Annotated in this window: 20 protein-coding genes and 1 pseudogene; 13 read left to right on the top strand and 8 right to left on the bottom strand. The window is 65.3% G+C overall.

The genetic code is table 11. The features are described from left to right. Window positions 1-67: 67 nt before the first annotated feature. From CSV86_RS11875 to CSV86_RS11815, 13 genes are all read left to right on the top strand, one after another. Entirely contained in the window at window positions 68-2,404 is a 2,337-nt protein-coding gene (locus tag CSV86_RS11875; RefSeq protein WP_009408073.1) for a TonB-dependent receptor, read from the top strand. Next, the gene (locus CSV86_RS11870) at window positions 2,404-3,084 is read left to right on the top strand and encodes a Fe2+-dependent dioxygenase (RefSeq protein WP_009408075.1); all 681 of its coding nucleotides are present in this window, start codon (window positions 2,404-2,406) and stop codon (window positions 3,082-3,084) included. The genes CSV86_RS11875 and CSV86_RS11870 overlap by 1 nt, the downstream gene beginning before the upstream one ends. 237 nt (window positions 3,085-3,321) lie before the next feature. Then, entirely contained in the window at window positions 3,322-4,407 is a 1,086-nt protein-coding gene (locus tag CSV86_RS11865) for an ABC transporter substrate-binding protein (RefSeq protein WP_009408077.1), read from the top strand. After that, window positions 4,404-5,465 (top strand): FecCD family ABC transporter permease, encoded by a 1,062-nt coding sequence (locus tag CSV86_RS11860; protein WP_009408078.1) that lies wholly within the window; start codon window positions 4,404-4,406, stop codon window positions 5,463-5,465. Before CSV86_RS11865 ends, CSV86_RS11860 begins: the two co-directional genes overlap by 4 nt. Beyond that, window positions 5,462-6,229, top strand: coding sequence for an ABC transporter ATP-binding protein (locus tag CSV86_RS11855; protein ID WP_009408079.1), 768 nt, complete (start codon window positions 5,462-5,464; stop codon window positions 6,227-6,229). Before CSV86_RS11860 ends, CSV86_RS11855 begins: the two co-directional genes overlap by 4 nt. A 93-nt stretch (window positions 6,230-6,322) precedes the next feature. Beyond that, window positions 6,323-6,868 (top strand): helix-turn-helix domain-containing protein, encoded by a 546-nt coding sequence (locus tag CSV86_RS31905; RefSeq protein ID WP_311985815.1) that lies wholly within the window; start codon window positions 6,323-6,325, stop codon window positions 6,866-6,868. A gap of 273 nt (window positions 6,869-7,141) precedes the next feature. Continuing rightward, window positions 7,142-7,798 (top strand): zinc-ribbon domain-containing protein, encoded by a 657-nt coding sequence (locus tag CSV86_RS11845; RefSeq protein ID WP_240160418.1) that lies wholly within the window; start codon window positions 7,142-7,144, stop codon window positions 7,796-7,798. Window positions 7,799-7,827: 29 nt separating this feature from the next. Continuing rightward, on the top strand, window positions 7,828-7,971 hold the full coding sequence (locus tag CSV86_RS11840) for a hypothetical protein (protein WP_009408082.1): 144 nt from the start codon (window positions 7,828-7,830) through the stop codon (window positions 7,969-7,971). A 28-nt stretch (window positions 7,972-7,999) separates the two neighbouring features. Beyond that, on the top strand, window positions 8,000-9,229 hold the full coding sequence (locus CSV86_RS11835; RefSeq protein ID WP_009408083.1) for a coiled-coil domain-containing protein: 1,230 nt from the start codon (window positions 8,000-8,002) through the stop codon (window positions 9,227-9,229). 53 nt (window positions 9,230-9,282) lie between these two features. Next, on the top strand, window positions 9,283-10,311 hold the full coding sequence (locus CSV86_RS11830) for a radical SAM family protein (protein WP_009408084.1): 1,029 nt from the start codon (window positions 9,283-9,285) through the stop codon (window positions 10,309-10,311). Next, entirely contained in the window at window positions 10,308-11,162 is an 855-nt protein-coding gene (locus CSV86_RS11825) for a histidinol-phosphatase (RefSeq protein ID WP_009408085.1), read from the top strand. The genes CSV86_RS11830 and CSV86_RS11825 overlap by 4 nt, the downstream gene beginning before the upstream one ends. Then, window positions 11,159-12,274, top strand: coding sequence for a hypothetical protein (locus CSV86_RS11820; protein WP_009408087.1), 1,116 nt, complete (start codon window positions 11,159-11,161; stop codon window positions 12,272-12,274). Before CSV86_RS11825 ends, CSV86_RS11820 begins: the two co-directional genes overlap by 4 nt. Continuing rightward, the gene (locus CSV86_RS11815; protein ID WP_037062436.1) at window positions 12,265-13,035 is read left to right on the top strand and encodes a glycosyltransferase; all 771 of its coding nucleotides are present in this window, start codon (window positions 12,265-12,267) and stop codon (window positions 13,033-13,035) included. The genes CSV86_RS11820 and CSV86_RS11815 overlap by 10 nt, the downstream gene beginning before the upstream one ends. Before the next feature lie 148 nt (window positions 13,036-13,183). Here the strand turns inward: CSV86_RS11815 and CSV86_RS11810 are convergent. The 8 genes and pseudogenes from CSV86_RS11810 to CSV86_RS11775 all read right to left on the bottom strand — a co-directional run. Further along, window positions 13,184-14,008 (bottom strand): annotated as a pseudogene (locus CSV86_RS11810) (glycosyltransferase family 9 protein); the annotation flags it as partial. A 135-nt stretch (window positions 14,009-14,143) separates the two neighbouring features. Then, window positions 14,144-15,592, bottom strand: coding sequence for an amidase (locus tag CSV86_RS11805; protein WP_009408089.1), 1,449 nt, complete (start codon window positions 15,590-15,592; stop codon window positions 14,144-14,146). 13 nt (window positions 15,593-15,605) lie between these two features. Next, a complete protein-coding gene (locus CSV86_RS11800; protein ID WP_009408090.1) occupies window positions 15,606-16,787 on the bottom strand; it encodes an MFS transporter in 1,182 nt (393 codons plus the stop codon). Between the two features lie 10 nt (window positions 16,788-16,797). Next, entirely contained in the window at window positions 16,798-17,706 is a 909-nt protein-coding gene (locus tag CSV86_RS11795) for a SphA family protein (RefSeq protein ID WP_009408091.1), read from the bottom strand. Window positions 17,707-17,767: 61 nt separating this feature from the next. Continuing rightward, the gene (locus tag CSV86_RS11790) at window positions 17,768-18,724 is read right to left on the bottom strand and encodes a helix-turn-helix domain-containing protein (RefSeq protein ID WP_009408092.1); all 957 of its coding nucleotides are present in this window, start codon (window positions 18,722-18,724) and stop codon (window positions 17,768-17,770) included. Between the two features lie 212 nt (window positions 18,725-18,936). Beyond that, the gene (locus tag CSV86_RS11785; protein WP_376699754.1) at window positions 18,937-20,547 is read right to left on the bottom strand and encodes a methyl-accepting chemotaxis protein; all 1,611 of its coding nucleotides are present in this window, start codon (window positions 20,545-20,547) and stop codon (window positions 18,937-18,939) included. A 243-nt stretch (window positions 20,548-20,790) separates the two neighbouring features. Beyond that, complete coding sequence (locus CSV86_RS11780) at window positions 20,791-22,086, bottom strand: NAD(P)/FAD-dependent oxidoreductase (RefSeq protein ID WP_009408094.1); 1,296 nt, start codon at window positions 22,084-22,086, stop codon at window positions 20,791-20,793. A gap of 22 nt (window positions 22,087-22,108) precedes the next feature. Next, a complete protein-coding gene (locus CSV86_RS11775) occupies window positions 22,109-22,531 on the bottom strand; it encodes a RidA family protein (RefSeq protein ID WP_009408095.1) in 423 nt (140 codons plus the stop codon).

Raw genomic sequence — 22,531 nt, 5'->3', positions numbered from 1 at the left:
TGCCGTCAGACGCATGGATAGAATCCGCCGATACAAATGCGACTGATTCAGTTTAAGGAAATCCCCGATGTCCTTCGCTCTCTCCCAGCGCTTGCCCGCTACCCTGGCGCCTGCTGTCGGCCTGGTGTTCAGCACCTGCCTGCCAGCGGCGCACGCCGATGACCTGGCACTCGAACTGCCGGCCACCAACGTCACCGGCAAGCAATCGGCCTACAAGGTCGATGAAGTCACCTCCAGCAAGATCACCACGCCGCTGCTGGATGCGCCACAAAGCATCACCGTGGTGCCCAAGGCTGTCCTGGAAGAGCAGAACGCCCAGAGCCTGCAGGATGTCCTGCGCAATGTGCCGGGCATCACCTTCATGTCCGGTGAGGGCAACCTTGGCTGGGGGGATCTGTTTTCCATCCGCGGTTTCGCCGCCGAGCAGAGCTTGACCGTCGACGGTGTGCGTGACGCCGGCATGTCCAGCCGCAACGACACCTTCAACCTGGAGCAGGCGGAAGTGTTCAAGGGCACCGGTTCCGTGGAGTCCGGCGTGTCGGCGGTGGGCGGCAGCGTCAATCTGGTGAGCAAGCGCGCCCACCTCGGTGATTCCGGCCAGCTCTCCGCTGGCATTGGCTCCGACGAGTACAAGCGCCTGACCGCCGACGTCAATCGGCAACTCAACGAGACCACGGCGGTGCGGGTCAACCTGATGAAGCACTACAACGGCGTGTCCGAACGCGACGAGGTGGACTACGACCGCTGGGGCTTCGCCACGTCCGTGGGCTTCGGCCTGGGTACCGACACCCGGGTCTGGCTGGATGCCTTCTACCAGAAGGACAAGAACACCCCGGACGGCGGCGTGCCGATCCAGCGCGGCACCGATGGCAAGCGCATGCCTGGCGTGTCCCGCGACGCCTGGTACGGCGATTCCGACCTATACACCCAGCGCACCGAAACCCGCTCCCTGACCGGCCTGGTCGAACACGACTTCAACGATGACGTGACCCTGCGCAACCAGTTGCGCTGGCAGCAGACCGACAACTGGGCGGTGCTGTCGCCGGCCCGCTTCGTCTCTGCCAATGCCGACGGCAGCCGCACCTGCACCGGCAGCCGTTGCGCCAGCCTTGGTTATGTCGGCCTCGGCCCGTTGAGCCCGGTCAATGGCATCAACGCCTACACCCAATACGCCAACAGCAACGGCACCGGCTACGGCATCCTGCGCGGCAGCGACTTCGGCCTGTCCAAGCGCTACGAGATCTTCGACAACCAGACCGACCTGCGTTTCAAGCTGGATACCGGCGGCATCCATCACGATGCGGTAACCGGCCTCGAGCTGTACCGCGAGTCCTACGGCGGCTTGCACAAGACCATGGAAGTGCCGGATGGCTCGATGTTCTTCGACCTGTCCGATCCAGCTCATCACTTTGCCTCGACCTACACCGACAAGGGTTATGGCGATCCGCGCAGCGTGGTGAAGAACGCCGCGATCTACGCATCCGACACCCTGACCCTGGATCCGCAATGGCAACTGCTGCTGGCCCTGCGTTACGACCGTTGGGAAGCCGAGAGTACTCGCGCCACCGGTAACAGCAGCAGCCGCGACGACGCCATCGGCGGGCGTGCCGGCGTGGTCTACAAGCCGCAGCCCAACGGCAGCCTCTATGTGTCCTACAGCGAGGCAGCGCAGCCTTCGGCGATTGGCGCTACCACCAACAACCAGATCTACGGCGCGGCCAGCGTCGAGGACTACAAGCCGGCCAGGTCCAGGACCTACGAGATCGGGACCAAGTGGGAGCTGTTCGATGACAGCCTGAACCTGACTGCCGCGATCTTCCGTACCGAGCTGGAAGACAGTTGGGAATACAGCGAAGGCGAAACCTCGCCAGTGCGGGCGCTGCCGGCCAAGCGCGTCGATGGCGTGGAGCTGGGTCTGCAAGGCGATATCACCGCGCGCTGGTCGGCCTACGCCGGCTTCTCGGCGCTGAAGAGCCGCCAGACCAAGGGTGCCAACAAGGGCGAGGAAGCCAAGAACGTTCCCGACCTGACCGCCAACCTGTGGACCAGCTACCAGCTCACCGACAGGCTCGGTGTCAGCTACGGCGCAGACTATGTGGGCCGGCGCCGCTACAGCGACAACAAGTATGTCGGTGGCCTGAACAACAACAGCAGCTACGCCAATGGCCCGTCCGGGGTGTACACCCTTTACACCCGGGACCACGAGAAGGCCCCGTCCTACTGGCTGCACAGTGTGGCCGCGCGCTACAAGGTGGACAGCCAGACCACGGTCAACCTCAACGTCAGTAACCTGTTCAACAAGTTCTACTACAGCCGCGTCGGCGCCTCGCTCGACGGCTTCCAGCTGTACGGCGTACCGGGTGCCGGCCGGACCCTGACCGCCAGCGTGGACTACAGCTTCTGATGCTGATCGAAATCGACCGGCTGTTCAGCGCCGCCGAGCTGGACGACCTGCGGCAACAACTGTTGGCGCAACCCTGGATCGACGGCAAGGCCACCGCTGGCGTGCAGTCGGCCCAGGCCAAGCGCAATCGCCAGCTCGACGAGGACAACCCGGTTGCCCGGCAACTGGGGGACCTGATCCTGCGGCGCCTCTCGGACAACCCGCTGTTCATGTCGGCGGCGTTGCCCAAGCGCATCTATCCGCCCTTGTTCAACCGTTATGGCGGCGGCGAAGGCTTCGGCTTCCACGTCGACAACGCCATTCGCGGCATCAAGGGCGTGCGCGAACGGGTGCGTACCGACCTCTCGGCGATCCTGTTCCTGGCCGAGCCGGACAGCTACGACGGCGGCGAGTTGGTGATCCGCGACACCTTTGGCGAGCGCAGCGTAAAGCTGCCGGCCGGGCACCTGGTGCTGTACCCGGGCAGCAGCCTGCACCGGGTCGAGCCGGTGACCCGTGGCGAGCGCATCGCTGCGTTCTTTTGGATCGAAAGCCTGGTGCGCGAGGACAGCCTGCGCAGCCTGCTACTGGACATGGACGTGGCGATCCAGCGCCTGAGCGGGCAGGGCGCCGACCAGGGCTCGCTGCTCGAATTGACCGGCGTCTACCACAACCTGCTGCGCCGCTGGGGCGATACCTGAAAGCGCCGCACCCGCCTGTAGGAGCTGGCTTGCTTGCGATGGAACGCGAAGCGGTCCCACAACCATCCAGCACGGATCGACGCCTTGTTCGATTACGGATTCGGCGCCTGCCAGACCGCAGTTATCCAGATATACGGCGTGGCAGGTTTTGGGACCGCTGACGCGCTCCATCGCAGGCAGCTCCTACAGGGGCGGCGTGAGCCTGGCGAATTTTGTTTTTAACTGAGGAGGCTTTACGTGATCCGACTTCTATCCTGCTTGCTCCTGCTTCTCGGCCTGTGCCAAAGCGCCAGCGCCGTCGAAGTCACCGACGTGCTCGGACGCAAGGTCCAGGTCGAGCATGCGCCGCAACGCATTGTCCTCGGCGAGGGCCGGCTGTTCTTCGCCCTGGCCTTGCTTGACCGCGATAACCCGTTCCAGCGCGTAGTCGGCTGGCAGAACGATATGCGCCTGCTCGACCCGCACACCTACGAGGTCTACGCCAAGCTGTACCCGCAGATCACCAAGCTGCCTTTGATTGGCCAGGCCTCTGAACAGAGCGTCAGCGCCGAGCAGATCCTGGCCCTGAAACCCGACCTGGCGATCTTCAGCATCGCCGGCGAAGGCCCGACCCAGCACAGCCCGGTGGCCGACCTGCTGGAAAAGGCCGGGATCCCGGTGCTGTTCATCGATTTCCGCGTGCACCCGATCCGCAATACCCGGGTCAGCCTGGAAGCGCTGGGTACCTTGCTCGGCCGCGAAGCCCAGGCCCGGCAATACCTGAGCCTTTATGATCGCCATCTGGCGAAGATCACCGAGCGCGTGGCGGCCTTCAATGACATGCAACGGCCCAGGGTCTTCCTGGAACTGCTGCCGGGTGTCTGGCAGGCACCGGGGCATACCACCGGCAAGAGTGGCCTGGGCAGCGTGGTCGAGGCCGTCGGCGGACATAACATTGGTGCCGCCGTGGTTCCCGGCGCGCTGGGGGATGTCAGCGTCGAGTACGTGCTCAAGGCCGACCCGGACGTGTATATCGCCACCGGCAACCGCGCCCCCGGCGTGCTGCTGGGCGCAGGTGTGAGCGAGCAGACCGCCCGCGACAGCCTTGCGAAGATCACCGCACGTCCCGAGTTCGCGCCGTTGCGCCCGATCCAGGCCGGCCAGGCCCATGGCCTGTGGCATGACTTCTATAACTCGCCGTTCAATATCCTCGCGGTGGAAGCCCTGGCACGCTGGATCCACCCGCAGCAGTTCGCCGACCTGGACCCCCGGGCGACCATGGCCGAAATCAATGGACTGCTGAAGGTCGGCCTGGATGGTCAGTACTGGATCGACGCCCAATGACCGCCATGGCACAGGCGGGGGTGGCCCTGGCCACCCAGCGCTACCGTCGTCTGCTGTGGCGGCGGGCCGGGTTGGTGATCGGTCTGGCCCTGTTGCTCGGCCTGTCGGTCCTTGGTGACCTGGCCAGCGGCGCCTCGGGCATGGGCCTGGGGCGCTTGCTCGAGGGGATCTTCACCCCGTCGATGCTCAGCGCCACCGACCGGGTGATCATCTGGAACGTACGCCTGCCATATTCGCTGATGGCAGTGCTGGTGGGCGCCGCGCTGGCCCTGGCCGGTGCCGAGATGCAGGCGATCCTCGATAATCCGCTGGCCAGTCCCTTTACCCTCGGGGTGTCTTCGTCCGCAGCGCTGGGCGCGTCGCTGGCGATCGCCTATCCGCTGGGTGTTGCCTGGATCGAGCCGAGCGTGCAGATCACGGTCATGGCCTTCGTCTTTGCCTGCCTTTCGGTGCTGCTGTTGCAGGCCATGGCCCGTTTGCGCGGGGCAGGGGTGGAGAGCCTGGTGCTGTTCGGTATTGCCCTGGTGTTCAGTTGCAATGCGCTGGTCTCGCTGCTGCAACTGCTGGCTACCGAGGACGTGCTGCAACAACTGGTGTTCTGGACCCTCGGCAGCCTGGCACGGGCCGATTGGCAAAAACTGGGCATCCTGGCCGTGGTACTGGCCGTGCTCCTGCCGTTTTCCCTGCGCGCCGCACCGGCCCTGACCCTGTTGCGCCTGGGCGAGGACCGGGCGCGCAGTTTCGGCGTCGATACCAGGCGTCTGCGTCTCGCCTCGCTGTTGCGTATCAGCCTGCTCTCGGCCACGGCCGTGGCCTTCGTCGGCACCATCGGTTTCATCGGTCTGGTCGGGCCCCACATCGCCCGCCTGCTGGTGGGTGAAGACCAGCGTTTCCTGCTGCCGGCCAGTGCCCTTGTCGGTGCCTTGCTGCTATCGCTGTCGTCCATTGCCAGCAAGCTGATCCTGCCCGGCGTCATCGTGCCGGTGGGCATTGTCACGGCATTGGTCGGCGTACCGGTATTCGTGGTGTTGGTGTTCCGTCGGGGGAGAAAACCGTGAGCTTGTCGATCGACACACTGTCCGTCGCCTATGGCGCCCGTTCGGTCATCCGCGACCTGAGCCTGCCGGACCTGCCCGCCGGCAGCCTGGTCGCGCTGATCGGGCCCAATGGCGCGGGGAAATCCACTTTGCTGCGGGCCCTCGCCGGACTGGAGCGGATGAAGGGGCGGGTCAGCCTGGAGGGCGAGGACGTCTCGCGACTGAGCTTCGCCGAGCGGTCCCGGCGCCTGGCCTACATGCCACAACAACTGCCGCCGGGGATCGCCCTGGGAGTGCTGGAGAGCATCGTCGCCGCATTGCGCGTCAGTGGCAGCGAGGACCTGCTCGGCACTGCCTACGAGGCGTTGCGGCGACTGGGCATCGAGCACCTGGCGGAGTATCCCCTGGACAGTCTTTCCGGCGGGCAGCGTCAGTTGGTCGCCCTGGCCCAATTGCTGGCGCGCAACCCTCGGGTATTGCTGCTGGACGAGCCGACCAGTGCATTGGACCTGCATTACCAATTGCGGGTGATGGATGCCGTGCGCGAGCGGGTCCTGGAGCGTCGGTTGCTGGCAGTGGCCGTACTGCACGACATCAACCTGGCAGCGAGTCATGCCGACTGGCTGGTGGTGCTGCATCAGGGACAGGTGGTCGCCTGTGGAACACCCCAGGAGATACTGGAGCCGGGAATACTGGCCCGTGTCTACGGGGTCGAGGCACGGGTCGAGCGCTGCTCCCGGAACAGGCTGCATGTGCTGGTGGATCGGGCTCTGGCCGTTGACTGAACTATAGGGTGGATCGTGCGAGCTCCAGTCAATTAATAGCATGGAGTGCATGCGATCCATTTTGTTTATCGAATAGGGCCGCTCGCGGTTAAAGTGCCACCATCTAATGGCGAGATGATGGCGATGAACACCGGCAACTCAAAACTCCCACCTGATTCCCTGGGCCAATACTTCGGTCGCAACCTGTCCGCCGTGCTCGCCGTGGCCGGCGCGCAGCGCGAGACCGAGCGTGACCCCGATGCTCCCGGTCCGTTTTCCTCGGTACAGATGCAACGCGATACCGGAATCGCCCGCAGCACGCTCCGCGCCCTGAAAACCCCTGCGGCCAACCCGGACCTCGATACCCTCGACCGGCTCGCCGAGGCCCTGGGCGTACCGCCGGCTTTTCTGCTGATGCGTCCCCAGGACTGGTCGCTTCTGGCCAATGCCGTGAGCAACAGCGAGTACTACCTGGCTGCGGCCCACAAGCTCGAGGAAGAAGAGCGTTTGCAGGCGAGCAATCCGGTGGTCAAGGTCCTGCGCGAGTGCAAGGTCCATCCTGACCAGCGCCCCTGGGCCTTGGCGCCTCACCGGAAGTTGCCCGTCTTTTGGCCCGCGACGAGTGGCGCCGACGCGCCAGCCACACGCTCGATGCCCTGATGCTGCGCGAAATATCGAATCCCGCTACACGCAAGGTCCTGGCCGCCATCGCCGGTGCGTTGGTCGGCCAGAACACTCCGCACGACCCTTCCTGCACCCCGCAATCCTGAGGAACCCGACAATGCCGATCATCCACGATCCCGATCTTGCCGATGTCTTGATGAGTGCCAGCAGCGACGATGTCGGCCTGCTGATCGATGTAATCACCGATAGCGGCAAGGGCCGGATTTCCCTGTCCTCGTCGGTGTGTCGACAACTGACCGCCGCCAAGGAATGCGGTGCCGACGAAACCGCTCGGGGATCCTGGCCGAGGAGCTTACCCGCTTTGGCGGCAACTCGCTGGTCAACCTGTTCCGCGGCGGCAGTGGCGTGGCCTACCGCGAACTGCTGTCCGACGTGGCCGGCCACGTGGGGGCCGAGGCCAAGGCGAAAACCTCCTGCGCGGAAATGGAGATGGCGGTCATTACCAAGGTTTTCGCACAGTCCCTGGAAAAAATGAGCGAGCAGGACCGCAGCACCCTGTTCGAGTCCCTCGGTGGCATGAGCTACCGCCCCGGCATGGGGCCAGCAGCCCTGGCAGCCGGACTCGCGTCGCTGGGCAGCTCGGGCGTGGCCTCCTACAACCTGGCGGCGGTGGTGGCCAGCGCGACCATGACCAGCCTCCTCGGACGCGGCGTGATGCTGGCCGGCTCCAGTACCCTGGGGCGCGGTCTGGCGGTACTGGCCGGCCCGCTCGGCTGGGCCATCACCGGCATCTGGACCGCCTTCGACCTGGCCAGCCCGGCCTACCGGGTCACCGTGCCCTGCGTGATCCAGATCGGCCATATGCGCCAGAAGATGATGCTCAAGTCCACCTGTCCCGGCTGCCACGCGGAGGTCGCGACCGATGCCAATTTCTGCGGCAAATGCGGTATGCGCCTGGGCGCCTGATACCGCGATCAACAGCAAGGAGCCTGACTATGAATCCGGTGATTTCCCCGCTTGAGTTTCTCCTGACCAATGTCATCTGCTTCGCCGCCGGCGCAGCGACGGTGGTCGCCCTGAACCTGGCGGCCAAGGCCGTGCATGCCTCGGGCAAGCGCGCCGCGCAGCCCGCGTCCTGAGCCAACGGATCGAACAGGAGTGACGATCATGTACAAAAACCATCATGCCCAGCGCCTGGCTTCCCTCAAGCGCGAGGCCGAGCAGAAAGCCTCGAATATCCAGCACCTGCAGGCCGAGATCGACTGGTTCGACAGCTTCGACCAGGAAACCAATCATTCCCGCCTGGCCAAGGTGCAGCGCGACGGACAGGTGCTGCGCGAGCAACTCGCCCAGGTCGAGGCCGGCCTGAGCGCCGCCCGCAGTGAGCTGACCCAGGCCCGCGGTACCGCAGAGGCGGGCTGGTCGCCGCTGCACTGGTTCTCCAGCGAGCGTAGCGTTGCCAAGCGCCAGGTCGACACGGTGGAGGTTCGCCTGCGCCAGCTGGAGCAGCGACGCAAAGGCCTGGCCAGCGGCCTGGACGACAGCGAGCGCCTGGAGCTGCGCTTGCTGGCCGATCTGCAGCGCTACCGTGCATTCGATTCGCTGCAGGCCAGATCCACGATCGTCCTGATGAGCGAGGAACTGCATCGCCTGCAGGGTGTTAGCGAAGAGGTCCGTCAGGCCAGCGAACGCTGGGAAGCGGCGGCGGGCGAAGTGTTCCGCTACTGGAAAACCGCCCATGACCAGTTGCAGGCCCTGGAAACCGATATCGTCGATGCCGAGTGCTATATCGATGCGCTGGCCAATGCGGCAACAGGGCGCGAGCGGGCCATTATTCATGCCCGCTGCGAGGAGCGCTTCGGCAATGGTCAGGGCAGCCCGGACCGGGTCCTCAGGGATCGCCAGGGCCAGCAGCGAAAGCTGTTGCGCGACGAAGAAAAGCTCAAGCGCCGCCTGCGCGATATCGTCCGTCTGCTGGACAACGAAATCCGCAACCTGGTGGTGGATGGCAACAACCTTTGCTACTTCAACGAAGAGGGCGGCAAGCAGCGTTTCATCGGGCTGGATGCGCTGCGCGCGCTGATTCCCCGACTGGCCTTGAACTACGGTGTCACCCTGGTGTTCGACCCGGGCATCCGTAGCCAGCTCGGCCTTACTGACAGCGCGTTGCAGTCGGCTTTTCCTCAGGCTCGGGTGCTGGTCATGCCACGCACGGTCGGTGCGGACCATCCGGTCCTGGCAGCGGCCGAGTTCGATGCCGAGACCTACGTCATCAGCAACGACCACTTCGGCGAGTTTCCCGACATGGCGGTCGTCCGCGAGCAGCGGGTGCTGCATGCACTGCTGCACCGTGACTCGGTGCAGGTCCCGCAGCTCCAGGTGCTGGTGCCTTGCTGAATTCCCTCATCATCCCGCCTGCGCCAGCCGCAGGCCCTAACGAGTCAGACAAGATGGATCTGCAAGGACACCTGCTGTACATCGATATCACCCAGATTTGCGGGATTGGCTGCGCTTTCTGCATGTATGCCGACAAGCACAGATCGGGCATGAGCATGGAGTTGTCGACCCTGGCCCGGAGCAACCTTGCGGCGTTGATCAATGCGCCCGAGGTCAAGCGCATCTCCATCAGCGGCGAGGGCGAGCCATTGAACAACGCCCGGGTCTTCCACGAGATCCTCGAACTTTCCGAGGGCGGCAAAGCCTTCGAATTCATCACCAGCGGCTTCTTCCCCCACGACAGGATGGCGGCGTTCTACGACACTACCAATCGCATCGTGGTCGGCAACGGCGACACTTGCAATATCCGCCTCAGCTCGGACAGCCACCACATCGCCCAGGTCAAATGGCGGGCCCATGGTTTCAGCCTCGATTACCTGCGCAAGCAGCAGCCGGCCGGACTGAGCTTTTCGTTCCGCTCGATCGACACCGATCGCCGCTTCACCCGCGACTTCCTGGTGGACGAGCTGGCCCGCTGGGGGCTCGAGGCAACCGTGGTTTCGCGCAACGAGCTGGAGGATGTGCTGCAGGTTGGCGAGCTGCGTTTCGGCATCGACTACAAGAACCTGGTCCATCCAGCGGCGGACACGCCGCCCGGTTACCTGGACCTGCACGGCTACATCGAGGCCATCGAGGCCAAGGTCAACAAGCGCTTCACCCTCGGCAGCCTCAATCCGCCGCCCCAGGCCAACGGCATGGACCTGACGGTGAAGCCCAACGGCGATGTGTACCTGTATGGCATCGAGCACCAGCGCCTGGGCAATATCCATTTCGACCGGATCCGCTGGGAGCACCTGGCCACCCATATCCGCGAAACGCCATTGGTCCGGGCGCTGTACAGCCAGCCGCTGAAGGAACTGCTGGCGCGGCTCGACGGTCTGGAACCGGTACACGCCATCCTGCGCAAGGCGAACAACCCGTACTGGCTGGTGAGGGAGCTGGCCCACTACGATGGCCTTCTGGAACGCATGGTGCCCGCATGATCGACTCCCATAGCCACACGTTCTACTCCAAGCACGCCGTGGGCACCGTGGATGAACTGGTGCGCGCCTCCATTGCTGCCGGGGTGAAGATCCTTACCATCACCGACCATGCGCCGTTCACGGTTGACCGCGACAACCGCTTGCTGGAGTCCGAACTGGACCGCTATTTCGCCGATATCGAGCGGGCGCGCCAGGCTTACCAGGGGCAGATCCGCATCCTGCGCGGCCTGGAGTTCGACCATATGCCGGGTGCGCAGGCCTATAACCGCGGCCTGCTGGATCGCTACGACCTGGACTTCGCCATCGGCTCGATCCACTACGTCGAGTTGCCCGGAGAGCCTTTGGCCAAGGTCTGGGAATTGCCACGGCTGGCCGGCAAGGCCTTTCTCGACCGCTATTTCGCGCACTTGCACGAGCTGCTGGAATGCGGGCTATTCGATGCCGTGGGGCATGCCGACACGCTTCTGCGTGCAGTGCCCGAGGACGAGGTGCAGCGCCGCATGGAGCCGTTGCTGCCGCTGTTCGCCAGGCATGGCGTGGCCTATGAGCTGAATGCCTCGGGCCTGCGCAAGTCCAGCCTGGCGCCGGGTTCGAGCACGGAGGTGCAGGGTGTGTGGAACTACCCGTCACGTGGGATCCTACCGCAACTGATTGCCAGCGGCGCAGCCTTCACCATTGGCTCCGATGCCCATGATCCGGCAGACGCCGGGGCTGGTATCCGCCCATTGCTGGATGAACTGCGGCCCCTGGGGCTGGAGCGCGTCTGTTATTTCGAAGGGCGGCGACGCATCGACCTGCCCCTGGATTTTTTCAACCCGGCGCCTGCCACCGGAACAAGGACTGTCCTGTGACTCATCCCGTAAACGACTGGAAAACCTTCGCAGCCGCGCCAGCCCGCGAAAAACTGGCGCGTTACGAAGAAGCCCTGGTCTGGCCCAGCCCGCATGATGTCAATGGCGGCTTGCGGGCCTTCGCCAGCGACTTGCTGGAGCAGGGCCTGATCGATATGGACGGCTATGTCGCGGTGTTCGGCGGCCATGCCCTGAACTACCTGGGTCCTGATAGCGCGGGTGGCTTCCGGCACATGGCCAGCGGCGAGGATGCGGCGCCGCTGGCGGCCATCTACAGCCGTGCCAAGTACGGCAGCCTGGCCGATATCCGCCACTTGGCCGACCTGCTGATCGACTACCTGACGCAGCAGCTTGACGACCCTGGCTCGCATTGGTCACGGCTGTTCCACCAGGCACGGGCCGAGGATGAAAACGTGGTGTTGATGACCACCGGCTGGCGCAATGTGCCGTCCACGGCCAACGTGCTCTACGACCTGGTGGTGGAGGAGATCAACCTGCAGTTGGCGCACCGGGACTTGCCCACCGTGATCAACGTCAAGTTGCCGCGCATCGCGCCGCCCTGCGAGAACTACGCGAGCCTGAGCACCGAGGAGCGCGAGCGGGTCAACCTGGTGCAGGACCATGTGATCCCGGCGGAGAATTTCTACCGCTGGAGCGGGGTGCATGTGATCTTCGGCGACGATGTACTGGTGACGGGCTCGACCGCCGACAAGGTCCTGCGCGAATCCCTGCTGGCCGGCGCCCGCTCTTTCCAGGCGCTGTACCCGGTGGCCATCGACCCGCGTGTCGCCCTGCGCGACGCCACCGTCGAGGAGCGCCTGAACATGCAGGTCATCAGCCGTTGCCTGGATGACAACCTGGCCCGCCTGCTGGGCAACCCGGACTACCAGCCGATCCTGCGCACCCTGCGCTTGCTGTTCTCGGCCAGCAACTACCCGCAGTTGCCGGCGTTCCTGCCAAGGGTGCCGGTTGGCGCCTGGCTGCGCCTGTACAAGTCCGCGCTGGGCAACGAGTTCCTGCGCCAGGCCGAGTGCCGGCCATCGTTGCTGTTGCTGCGGCACTATCTCACCGAAGCGGGCGCGTTGGACGCCAACGGCATGTCATGTCGTTGAACTACGTCAGCTATTGGGAAACAGCCGTCGGGCAGTGCATGCCGCCGTGGATCGCGCTGGCCCTGGTGTCCCTTCGACGCGCGTTGGGCGAGCGCTTCACCTTGCTGAACCCGGACAGCGTTCAGCAACGGGTCGACCCGGCGATCCTGTCTCGCACCTGGAGCTTCGAGCCGCTGGCCTTCAGCATGGACAAGGGCATCGAGGCCATCGTGGCGAAAAGCGACTTCATCCGCATGGCTTATGTGCATGAACACGGTGGTGTGTGGATCGATGCCGACAGCCTGCTGTTGCGCGATCCCACCCCGGTTTTGTTCCCTCGCGGCCTGGGCAGGCGCCTGCACTGGCACAGCGAATGCCTGTTCGCTGCGCGACCGGGCAATCCGCTGCTGGCCGAGGCGCTGGGTGCCGGGCTGGCGCGGCAGGTCCACGCCTGGGGCAATCCGGGCGGGATCAAGGACATCGTTGCCCGGCATCCGCAGGCGCTGGTGCCGATTCCTGCAAGCCTGTTCGATCCGGGATACCGGCCGCTGTACAACTTCGCCGGGTGCGAAGTAATGCGGCGCACGGACATCGCCGTGGAAGACTTCCTGCGCCGGGATGTGAGTGCGCTCAAGCTTTACAACACCTGGTTCAAGCGCACGGCGGTGAAGGAGCAGTCAGTGGAGGAGTTTCTCGATGGCGGGACCCTGCTGGCCCGGTTGTTCCTGCATATCGAGAAGGACCGTGGTTATTGGTTGGGAGAGAGCGAGGGGCTGGGGTAATGGTCACCTGGGGCATTATCGCAGCTAGGCTGCCGAGTACCTCGGCATCGCTGAACGCATTCATGTCCTTGCGTCCGCTACGCTGGTAATGTCCGGGGTCCTGGCGGCTGAAGACCACCCGGACCAAAGGCGACCCGGGTGGCAACCACGGATTGAAGGCATCTCCCGTCAACGGATAGATCGCCACCAGCGGCACCTGCAGGCCCACCGCAATGTGCACGATCGCAGTATCGACGCTCACGACTGCGAGCGCCTGCTGGATCGCGCCGGCGACAAGCTGCGGGGTATCGAGTTCGATCATTGCCCGTACCCTGCAGCACGCGACGGCATCAGCCAACCGCGCCGCCTCGGTACGGGTTTGCGGACTGCACAGGATGCCGATGGCAACGTCCGGCCAGGCGTCGGCCAGGGCTCGTGCCAGCGCCAGCGCCCTGTCGAAGCCGAGGCTCTTGTCTGCACGGCTGGCATAGGGATTGAACAACACCCGCACACTACCGTCATCAACCGGCCGCTTTGGCAGCGGCACGACGTAGCGCCGGTCGATCCCGCAAGCACCCAGGTCGGCCAGGACCCGGGCGAAACGCTCGGCTACCGGCAACTGCGCAGTGGCGCTACCCAGCTTGCGGTTGACGCAACGCAGCGGGTCATCCAGCGAGTAGACCCGGACCGGTTGCAGCAGGCGGATGAACAGCAGCTCCGCCGGCTGGATACGTTCGACCAGGTGCACAAGGGCATCCACGGGGCCGAGTTCCCGCGCCAGGGCCACAAGTCGCCTGAGCGAGGGCTTTGCCTCTATCGTGATGACTCGCTCGACGCCGAGATCGATGCGGTGCAGATCCACCAGTTCCGCCACCGTCAGCACCGTGACACGTGCCCCCAGCTTGCGTGCCTCGCGGAAGAAGAACGACGAGACGATGGCATCGCCCAGCTTGGCATCCCAGCGCGGAACCACGATGTGCAAGGGCTGGCGCATCTCGCGCCGGGGCAGGCTGCGGTCGGCGACAACGCGCAGCAGCCAGCGGGCAAGGTTCTTGCGGGTGCTTGAGGTGAAGTGCATGGATGCGGACTCAAGGAACAGGCCCGCGATGGTAGTGATTGCCCATCCTCGTTACCAGCCTGCAATCTCCCGGGCGTTGACCAGCGGTACCCTGTCACGCCACGGCTGTACACGCTCCAGCTGCGCCGCCAGCCCCAGCAATGTCCCTTCCTCGGCAAAGCGCCCGGCAAAATGCGCCCCGATCGGCAATCCTTCCGGCGTCCAGTACAGCGGCACCGACATCGCCGGCTGGCCGCTGGCATTGAACAGCGCGGTGAACGGCGAATAGCTGTGGAAGTCATCGATCAAGATGGCGAGATCGAGGCTGTCGTCGAAGCGGTCGAGACTGCCGATCAGCGGCGGCTCGCGGGTCAAGGTCGGCGTCAGGATCAGGTCGTAGTCCTGCAGAAAGCCGGCAAGCTGCCGCCCCAGCGCATGAATCCCTGCCACCGCCGCCGAATACTGCGCACCACTGATCCCGCCTTTTTCCCGCAGGATGATCCGCGTTCGCGGCTCCAGTTCTTCCAGCGCCACGGGCCGGCCGCGCAGCTCACCCAGCAGGTCGACATAGCTGCGGGTACTGGCCCCGATCACATCGAACACCTGGTCGAGAAACGCCAGGGGCTGCACCGGCAACTGCGCCGGTTCGACCCTATGGCCGAGTGATTCGCACAAGCGCGCGGCATGCCGTACCGCCGCCAGGGCTTGCGGGCTGCTGGTCCAGGGTGCCAGGTGCTCCACCAGGGCGATGCGCAACGGCCGCAGCGGCTGGTGCAGGGTGTCGACGAAGGGCATGTCCTGCCAGGGCGCGGCATAAGGCGCGCCGAGATCCGCGCCGGCGGTGATATCCAGCAAGGCGGCGCTGTCGCGCACCGACAGGGTGATCGCATGGGGTGTGCCCATCCCGGCCCAGCCTTCACCCACCAGCGGACCGCTGGGCATGCGCCCGCGACTGGGCTTGAGCCCGAACACGCCGCAGCAGGAGGCCGGCACGCGCAACGAGCCGCCGCCATCGTTGCCATGGGCGAAGGGCACCACCCGCGCCGCGACCAGCGCTGCCGCACCGCCACTGGAGCCGCCGGCGCTGCGCCGGGTATCCCACGGATTGCGGGTGGCGCCGAAACGGGTCGATTCGGTGGTGTAGGACGTGCCGAACTCTGGCGAGGTGCTGGTCCCGATAAACTGGCAACCGGCCTCGCGCAGGCGGCCGACCAGCGCATCGTCGAGACCCGGGCGCGCTTCGCCCAGCGCCAGGGAGCCGTTGCTCATCCGCGCCTCGCGCAGGGGCGAGAACAGGTCCTTGACCAGGGTCGGCACGCCAGAGAACGCTCCGTCCACGGGGGCTGCGCAGCGGGCGCTGTCATAGAGCCTTTCGGCGACAGCGTTGAGTTGCGGTTCGACCTGTTCGAGGCGGGCTATGGCAGCCTCCAGCAGTTCCTCGCGGCTGATCTCTCGATCATGGATCAGACCGGCCAGGCCGGTGGCGTCGTGTTGGTCCATCAGGGCTTGAATGTCGTGCATGGTGATGTCCGGATCATTGGGCAGTTGAGGAAGCGTCGGAGCGGGTCAGGGTTGCGCCAAGGCCCCAGGCCAGGGCGCCGGCAAGACTGGCGAAGGCCAGCCAGTGAAGGGCGCCGCGCAGATCGGCACCGAGGGCCATGACCAGCAGCGGACTGGCGAACTGGCCCAGATAAAGGCAGGCGGTGAAGCCGCCAAGGCCGCGGCCCCGGGCTCGGGCGCTGAGGGCGTTCATTACCGGCGCCATGGCATTGGGCACCAGCAGGCCAGCACCGACCCCGTGGATCAGCACGGCCCAGAGCACGTCGGCGTAACTGCGTGCAGCGCCCAGCCACCACAGGCCGGCGGCCAGCAGGACGAGTAGCAGGGCATTGCCGCCGCGAATGCCCAGGTAGCTGCGCACCAGCGGCCACAGCAGCGAACCGGCCAGGCTGGCCAGCAGCCCCAGCCCGGCAGCCAGGCCGATCAGGGTGCTGGAGTTGACGCCGATGCTCACCAGCAAGGCTGGTGCCTGCACCGGTACGATGAAGTTCAGCGCCATGCCGAAAAAGATCAGCAGGTAGCCCAGGGCTATGCTGGGGATGGCGCTGCGCGCCGGATCGTCCGGCCCGGCGTGCGCCTGTCGCTGCGGCTCCCACAACCAGCGCAGCATCGCCGGGACCAGCAGCAGCGGCAGCAGGTAGAGATAGAAGGGCGTGCGCCAGCCATGCTCGCCCGCCGCGCCGCCGATCACGAAGAACAGCGCGCCGACCAGGCCGATGCTGACCACCTGGTAGTTGATCACGCGCAGGCGCTGTTCACCCTTCCAGTAATCGGCGATCAAGGCGGCGCAGCAGGTCATGATCGCCGCCTCGGCACACCCGAACAGCAGGCGGCTGGCGACGATGGAAGGCAGGTCGTCAAGCAGCGCCGGCAAGACGCCGAACAATGCATAGAGCACGGTGGCGACGATCAACAGGGCTTTGCGCCCGACCCGGTCGGCAATCCAGCCGGCCAAAGGCGCGCACAGGGCGATGGCCAGCGCCGGGCCGGTGATTGCCAGCGGAACCAGGGCTTCGGCATGGGCCGTGACCGGCCCGAATTCGGCCGCCAGCCGTGGCAGGATCGGCGCGACCATCACCGCGCCCATGATCGTCAGGCTGCTGCCAAGTACCAGTACGGTGCCTTCGCGGCCCACCCGGGGGATGTGTGCATGCATGGTCGGATCCTCAGAAACTGTGGGCGAAGCGCAGGGCGACGGTGTACCCCTCGGCGCGGTTGACCGCGTCGAATTCCTTGTAGGCATGCAGCCAGACCGGCGGCATCCCCGGCTTGAACCACCCGATTGCCGGCCCCACGGCCAGCACCCGGGCGCGGTTGCCACCGGTGAGATTTGGCGCCTCGTCGTCGCTCAACTGGCGGTAGTAGTAGCCGCCGATGCCCAGGGTCCAGGGGCCGACGTGCTGACCGACAGCGAACTCATGACGGTACTCGACGCCGTTGCGGTAGTCGGTCGCGTGGTTGCGGGTGTTGATGTCCACCTCGAAGCTCGACGACAGCTCCAGGCCGGTCGGGCTGATCCAGGTGGCATTGAGGATCGGCGAGAAGGTCCAGTGGTTAAGGCCCGGGGAGACCAAGCGATCCTTGTCGTAGTCGCCCGTCGGCGCCTGGATCTGCAGTTGCGCGTTGATGCCCAGGTTCGGCGCCGGGGTCCATTGCAGGATCAGCGGAATCAACTGGGCGTCGGCCTGGCGGAATACCCGTGCGTCCCGGGACAAGGTGCCGAAAGGCGTCGGTACGTCCAGCGAGGCGCTCATGCTGAAGAACGGCATTACGGCGGCGAAGCCGTAGCGGGCGCCGAACAGTTCATGCTCGGTCATGCGTCCGTAGAAGGCCCCGATCGACAGCACGTCGATGGAGAAGTCCACGGGTGCCTTGTGGCCGTCGCCATCCTTCAGGCGATTGGCGGAGTAGAAGGCGGTACGCAGGCCGAAGGTGCCTGTCGGAGTGGGTGGTGGCGTGAAGCCGGCGCCGAAGTCGTAGACACCATTGGGTGTGGTGGGCGAACCGTTTTCCACGGCCATGGCGCTGCTGCTAAGGCACAGCGCGAGCAGCGCTGTGGTCGGTCTGGTGAACATGATGATCCCCGGTCGTTGGCGTTGTTGTGCCTCGATGCTGGGGCCGGGGACCGCTGGCGGGTTATCCGGAATCGGCACAACCGCGGTTGCGCCGGCGGGTTTCCGAAGGCAGCTCGCCGAACAACTGGCGATAGTCGCTGGCGAAGCGGCTCAGGTGCCAGAAACCCCAATGGGCAGCGACGTCCTGTACCGGTGCAGGGTGGTCTTCGAGCAGGGCGCGGTGCACGGCATTGAGGCGCAGGGTGCGCAGGTAGGCGAGGGGGTTGATGCCGAGGGTTTCCTGGAAGCAATACTGCAGCTTGCGCCGGCTGGCGCCGATACGGTTGCACAGTTCAACGATGGAGGGTGGATTGTCCGGCGTGGCCAGCAGCACCTCGCGGGCGCGGTCGACCATGCGCTTGCGGGCGCTCGGCGGCAGGGGCTGGACAGCGTCCTGGTCGACGAGGTCGAGCAGGTGCATCAGCACAGTATCGCGGATGCCGTCGCGGATGGCCTGGTGCCCCAGCAATGACGCCTGCAGGGCGTTTTCGGCGAACAGCCCTTGGAACAGCTCGATAAGGCCCGTCTGGCTGCCACCTTCCTGCAGGCGGTAGCAGCGTGGCAGGGCATCCAGGTCGAAGCCGTGCCGTTGCTGGTGCAGCGTCTGTTCAAGCAGCGTTTCGTCGATGCTGACGCTGAGCAGGTCGAGCCCGGCCGGGGCACGCAGTTCGGGCAGGTTCTGGCCGCGCGCCACCAGCAGGTTCTGGCCGCTGATGGCATGGCCGGCGCAGTGGAAATCTCCGGAGTGGGCATCGAGGGGCATGCTGAAACTGACCGCTCCGGGCCAGGTCGCGCCGTTCTTGACCATGGCCTGGTTGGCCCGGTCGCGGACCAGTTGCATACGGTCCAGGCGCAGCTCGCTCAGTTGGCCGGCGAAACGCCCGGGGGTGAGCTGGTCATAGCGCAACTGCCAACCGGCCAGACGCTTGGCGTGCTCCTCGATATCCAGGGTCTGGTGGTGCAGAACGCTGCTGGGCATTTCGGTAACCGTTTTGCGGGAAAGTGCTGATGAAGCAAGTTTTGCTCCGTCGCCGGTTACCGGAAGCAGGGTTTGCCGAAATCGGATAGTGAATGCACCGAGGAACCTTGTGGGAGCTGGCTTGCCAGCGATTTGGCCGGCATTGACCAGTATGTTGTCAGGTCTGGCCTCATCGCTGGCAAGCCAGCTCCCACAGGGTTGGACGTCAACCTTCAGACCTTGAACTGCGCCACCATCGCGTTCAGCTCCACCGCCAGGCGCGACAGGTCCTGTGCTGCGGCGCTGGTCTGGTTGGCCCCGGCCGAGGTTTGCATCGACAGGTCGCGGATATTGACCAGGTTGCGGTCCACTTCCCGGGCCACCTGGGCCTGTTCCTCGGACGCGCTGGCGATCACCAGGTTGCGCTGGTTGATCGAGGCGATGGCCTCGGCGATCAGTTCCAGCGCCTCGCCGGCGGCCTGGGCGATGTCCAGGGTGCCACTGGCTCGTCCCTGGCTGCTGCGCATGGCACCGACCGCACGCTCGGTGCCGCTTTGGATGTCGGCGATCATCTGTTCGATCTCGCCGGTGGACTCCTGGGTGCGGTGCGCCAGCGCCCGTACCTCGTCCGCGACCACGGCAAAGCCGCGGCCTGCTTCGCCGGCGCGGGCAGCCTCGATGGCGGCGTTGAGGGCGAGCAGATTGGTTTGCCCGGCAATGGAGCCGATCACATCCAGCACCCGGCTGATTTCATTGGCGCTGGCGGCCAGTTGTTCGATGTCGCCCGCCGTGCTGGTCACTTCGCCGACCAATGCGCGGATCGATTGCAAGGCCTGGTTGACCTGGTCACGCCCGTCGCGGGTGGTCTGGTCGGCGCCCTTGGACGCGTCGGCGGTGCTCACCGCATTGTTTGCCACTTCCTCCACGGCGGCGGTCATCTGGTTGACCGCAGTGGCGGCCTGTTCGATTTCCGCGCTCTGTTGATGCAGGCCACGGCTGGTGTCCTCGGTGACCGAATGCAGCTCTTCCGAGGCCGAAGCCAACTGGTCGGATGAGGCGCTGATGCGTGCCAGGGTCGAGCGCAGGCTGGTCTGCATACGGCCCAGGGCACCCAGAAGCAGCGCCGGCTCGTCTTTGCCCACGACCTGGATGTCCTTGGTCAGGTCGCCGGTCGCGACCCGTTCGGCCACGGCCACGGCGTCGGCCAGGGGCACGACGATGCTGCGCGTCAGCAAGGTGGCAATGGCCGCCAGCGCCAGCATGATCAGCACCAGGACCAGGGTGATCAGCAGGAAGGATTCCTCGGCCGCATCGGCGCTGCGTTGTGCTGCCTGATCGGCACCGTCGACGTTGTATTTGACCAGTTCGCGCAGGCTGCCCTGCATGGCGTCGGTGGCGTCGGCCAAGGGGCCGTTGATCAATTGCCGGGCATTGTCCATGCGGTTGTTGATCACCGCATCGGTCACGCTGGCCTGGATGCCGTTGTAGCGCTCGCGGGCGCTCATGAAGGTATCGAACAGCGTGCGATCCCTGGCTTCGAAAATGGTCTTTTCATAGTCGTCCAGCGGCTTTTGCAAGGCCTGGTTGAGCTGCTCGGCGCGCTGGAGGGTTGCCGCGCGGATCTCGGGCTGGTCTTCGAGCAGGCTGCGCATGGTGATGGCGCGGATACGGTTCAGGTCGGTGCCGACCTGGCCCATGGCGACCACCGAGGGCAGCCAGGTTTCGCGGATCTCCGAAGAGGCCTTGTCCATCTGCCGGGTCTCGTACAACGACACCAGGCCGAGGGCCAGAACCAACAGGCCGAGCAGGGTGAACATGCTGGCGGCCCGTTTGCCGATTTTCATTTGCCTGAACTGCATGGGTACTCCTTGGGAAAAAGCTGGCAGTCACCGGGCGACCGCCCGGTCACGCAGCGTCGGACCTTGTCGTGACGGACCGATGCGCTGGCGCCTTTCTTCGATGATGTCAGTTAGACATCGTTCCCCAAGGTTACCCCTTATTGATGAATGAATGTTTCAAATGAGTGATTCGATTCAGCCCCTTACGCCAGGGCCCTAGCGCTATTCCCTAGGGCACGGCGTGAACACTCAGGCCAGGCGCTCGAAGCGGTAGGGCGCCGGATCGATGATCGGGGTATTTCCGGACACCAGGTCGGCCGCGAGATGGCCCGCAGCGGGCGAAGTACCGAAACCATGACCTGAGAAACCGCTGGCCAGGGTCAGGCCGGGAATGGCCGTGACCGGGCTGATCACCGGATTCGAATCCGGGGTGACATCGATGGTGCCGGCCCAGCTCTGGGCGACCCGCGCCTGTTCGAACACCGGCCAGGCGGCGCGCAGGTTGCGCAGGGCATCGCCATTGAGCGTTTCGTTGGCCGCCGGATCCTGCACCCGGACCTTTTCGAAAGGACTGACCTCGCCAGCGTTCCAGCGTCGGGCCAGCTTCAGGTCATCGAGGAAGTACTTGCCCAGGGAAATCTTCAGGAAATCGCGCTGGGCCTTGAGCTGTGGCAGGTAGCGCCGGCCCAGCAGCAGGTGATCGAGGGTGAGGAAGGCGTCCAGCTTGCCGCGTTGGGTGATGATGAACCCGCCGTCCTTGTGCTTGCGGAAGGAGAAGTCCGGGGCGCCGACGGCGATCCCGGTGGGGCCTTCCATGGGTTCGGTACGCAGCACCGAGCAGGTCAACGGCAAGGTCGGCAGGTCTACGCCATGGTTGCCGAGAAAACGCCGCGACCATAGGCCACCGGCCAGCAATACCTGGTCGCAACGGATTTCGCCGCGCTCGGTCAGCACACCGCTGACCCTACCGGCCGAGGTGACCAGGCTGCGTACCGCACAGTGCTCGACGATGACCGTACCCTTGGCCATCGCCGCCCTGGCGATGGCGCTGGAGGCCAGGGTCGGTTCGGCGCGGGCGTCGGACGCGGTGAAGATCCCGCCGGCCCAGTTGCCCTTGCCGCCAGGCACCATCTCGGCGATTTCCCGACTGCCGAGCAGGCGGCTGTCGAGATCCAGGTGCGCGACGGTCTTCAGCCAATTGGCATGCATGGCCATCTGCGCCTCGTTGCGCGCGATGAACATGATGCCGGCCTGGCGGTAGCCGACGTCGGCACCGACCCGTTCCGGCATCCGTGCCCACAGGCGGTCTGCGGCCAGGGCCAGCGGGATGTCATCGGCATGGCGGCTGGTCTTGCGCACCCAGCCAAGGTTGCGCGACGACTGCTCGCCGGCGATCCGGCCTTTTTCCACGACCACAACCGGGATCCCGCGCTCGGCGAGGGTCAGGGCGGCGGTCAGGCCGATGATGCCGGCACCGATGATCACCACGCCGGTGGCGGCGGGCAGTTGCTGGCTGGTTTGTACGGGGTCGATGCTGGGCGACATGGGCGAGGCTCTATAAAGGACGTTACTGGCCGAGATTGATCTGCACGACTTCGGCTTGCGAGGCGCCGCGATAGGCGGTGACCTCCAGCTCCACCTTGTAGACCGTGGAGCCCAACGGTGGGCAGGTCGCGGTGCAGGCCGGATCGATACCGCGGAACCGGGTACCGATGTAGTCCATGACCCTGGGCACGTCGGCCGGGTCCTGGATGAACACGCGCGAGCAGACCACGTCGGCAAGGGTCGCATCGACTGCGGCCAGGGCCCGCTCGATGTTGTCGAAGACCTGTTCGGCCTGCTCGATCACGTCTTCCGCAATCAGCTTGGTGTCCGGGTTGCGCCCGGCGGTATTGGACACATGGATCCAGTTATCGACGGCAACCAGCCGCGAGTAGCTGGCCTTTTCCTCGAAGATGGAGCCGCTTTTGACTTTGATGATGCGGGTCAT

Source organism: Pseudomonas bharatica CSV86 (genome assembly GCF_000319305.2).
Classification (GTDB): domain Bacteria; phylum Pseudomonadota; class Gammaproteobacteria; order Pseudomonadales; family Pseudomonadaceae; genus Aquipseudomonas; species Aquipseudomonas bharatica.
Note: the sequence above shows the minus strand (reverse complement) of the source record. Positions and strands in the feature narration are given on the sequence as shown.

Excerpts from the sequence above, each read along its gene's own strand:
- CSV86_RS11875 (WP_009408073.1), top strand. The coding sequence starts at position 68 with ATGTCCTTCGCTCTCTCCCAGCGCTTGCCCGCTACCCTGGCGCCTGCT.
- CSV86_RS11870 (WP_009408075.1), top strand. The coding sequence starts at position 2,404 with ATGCTGATCGAAATCGACCGGCTGTTCAGCGCCGCCGAGCTGGACGAC.
- CSV86_RS11860 (WP_009408078.1), top strand. The coding sequence starts at position 4,404 with ATGACCGCCATGGCACAGGCGGGGGTGGCCCTGGCCACCCAGCGCTAC.
- CSV86_RS11845 (WP_240160418.1), top strand. The coding sequence starts at position 7,142 with ATGCGGTGCCGACGAAACCGCTCGGGGATCCTGGCCGAGGAGCTTACC.
- CSV86_RS11840 (WP_009408082.1), top strand. The coding sequence starts at position 7,828 with ATGAATCCGGTGATTTCCCCGCTTGAGTTTCTCCTGACCAATGTCATC.
- CSV86_RS11835 (WP_009408083.1), top strand. The coding sequence starts at position 8,000 with ATGTACAAAAACCATCATGCCCAGCGCCTGGCTTCCCTCAAGCGCGAG.
- CSV86_RS11830 (WP_009408084.1), top strand. The coding sequence starts at position 9,283 with ATGGATCTGCAAGGACACCTGCTGTACATCGATATCACCCAGATTTGC.
- CSV86_RS11825 (WP_009408085.1), top strand. The coding sequence starts at position 10,308 with ATGATCGACTCCCATAGCCACACGTTCTACTCCAAGCACGCCGTGGGC.
- CSV86_RS11815 (WP_037062436.1), top strand. The coding sequence starts at position 12,265 with ATGTCGTTGAACTACGTCAGCTATTGGGAAACAGCCGTCGGGCAGTGC.
- CSV86_RS11805 (WP_009408089.1), bottom strand. The coding sequence starts at position 15,592 with ATGCACGACATTCAAGCCCTGATGGACCAACACGACGCCACCGGCCTG.
- CSV86_RS11800 (WP_009408090.1), bottom strand. The coding sequence starts at position 16,787 with ATGCATGCACACATCCCCCGGGTGGGCCGCGAAGGCACCGTACTGGTA.
- CSV86_RS11795 (WP_009408091.1), bottom strand. The coding sequence starts at position 17,706 with ATGTTCACCAGACCGACCACAGCGCTGCTCGCGCTGTGCCTTAGCAGC.
- CSV86_RS11790 (WP_009408092.1), bottom strand. The coding sequence starts at position 18,724 with ATGCCCAGCAGCGTTCTGCACCACCAGACCCTGGATATCGAGGAGCAC.
- CSV86_RS11785 (WP_376699754.1), bottom strand. The coding sequence starts at position 20,547 with ATGAAAATCGGCAAACGGGCCGCCAGCATGTTCACCCTGCTCGGCCTG.
- CSV86_RS11780 (WP_009408094.1), bottom strand. The coding sequence starts at position 22,086 with ATGTCGCCCAGCATCGACCCCGTACAAACCAGCCAGCAACTGCCCGCC.
- CSV86_RS11775 (WP_009408095.1), bottom strand. The coding sequence starts at position 22,531 with ATGACCCGCATCATCAAAGTCAAAAGCGGCTCCATCTTCGAGGAAAAG.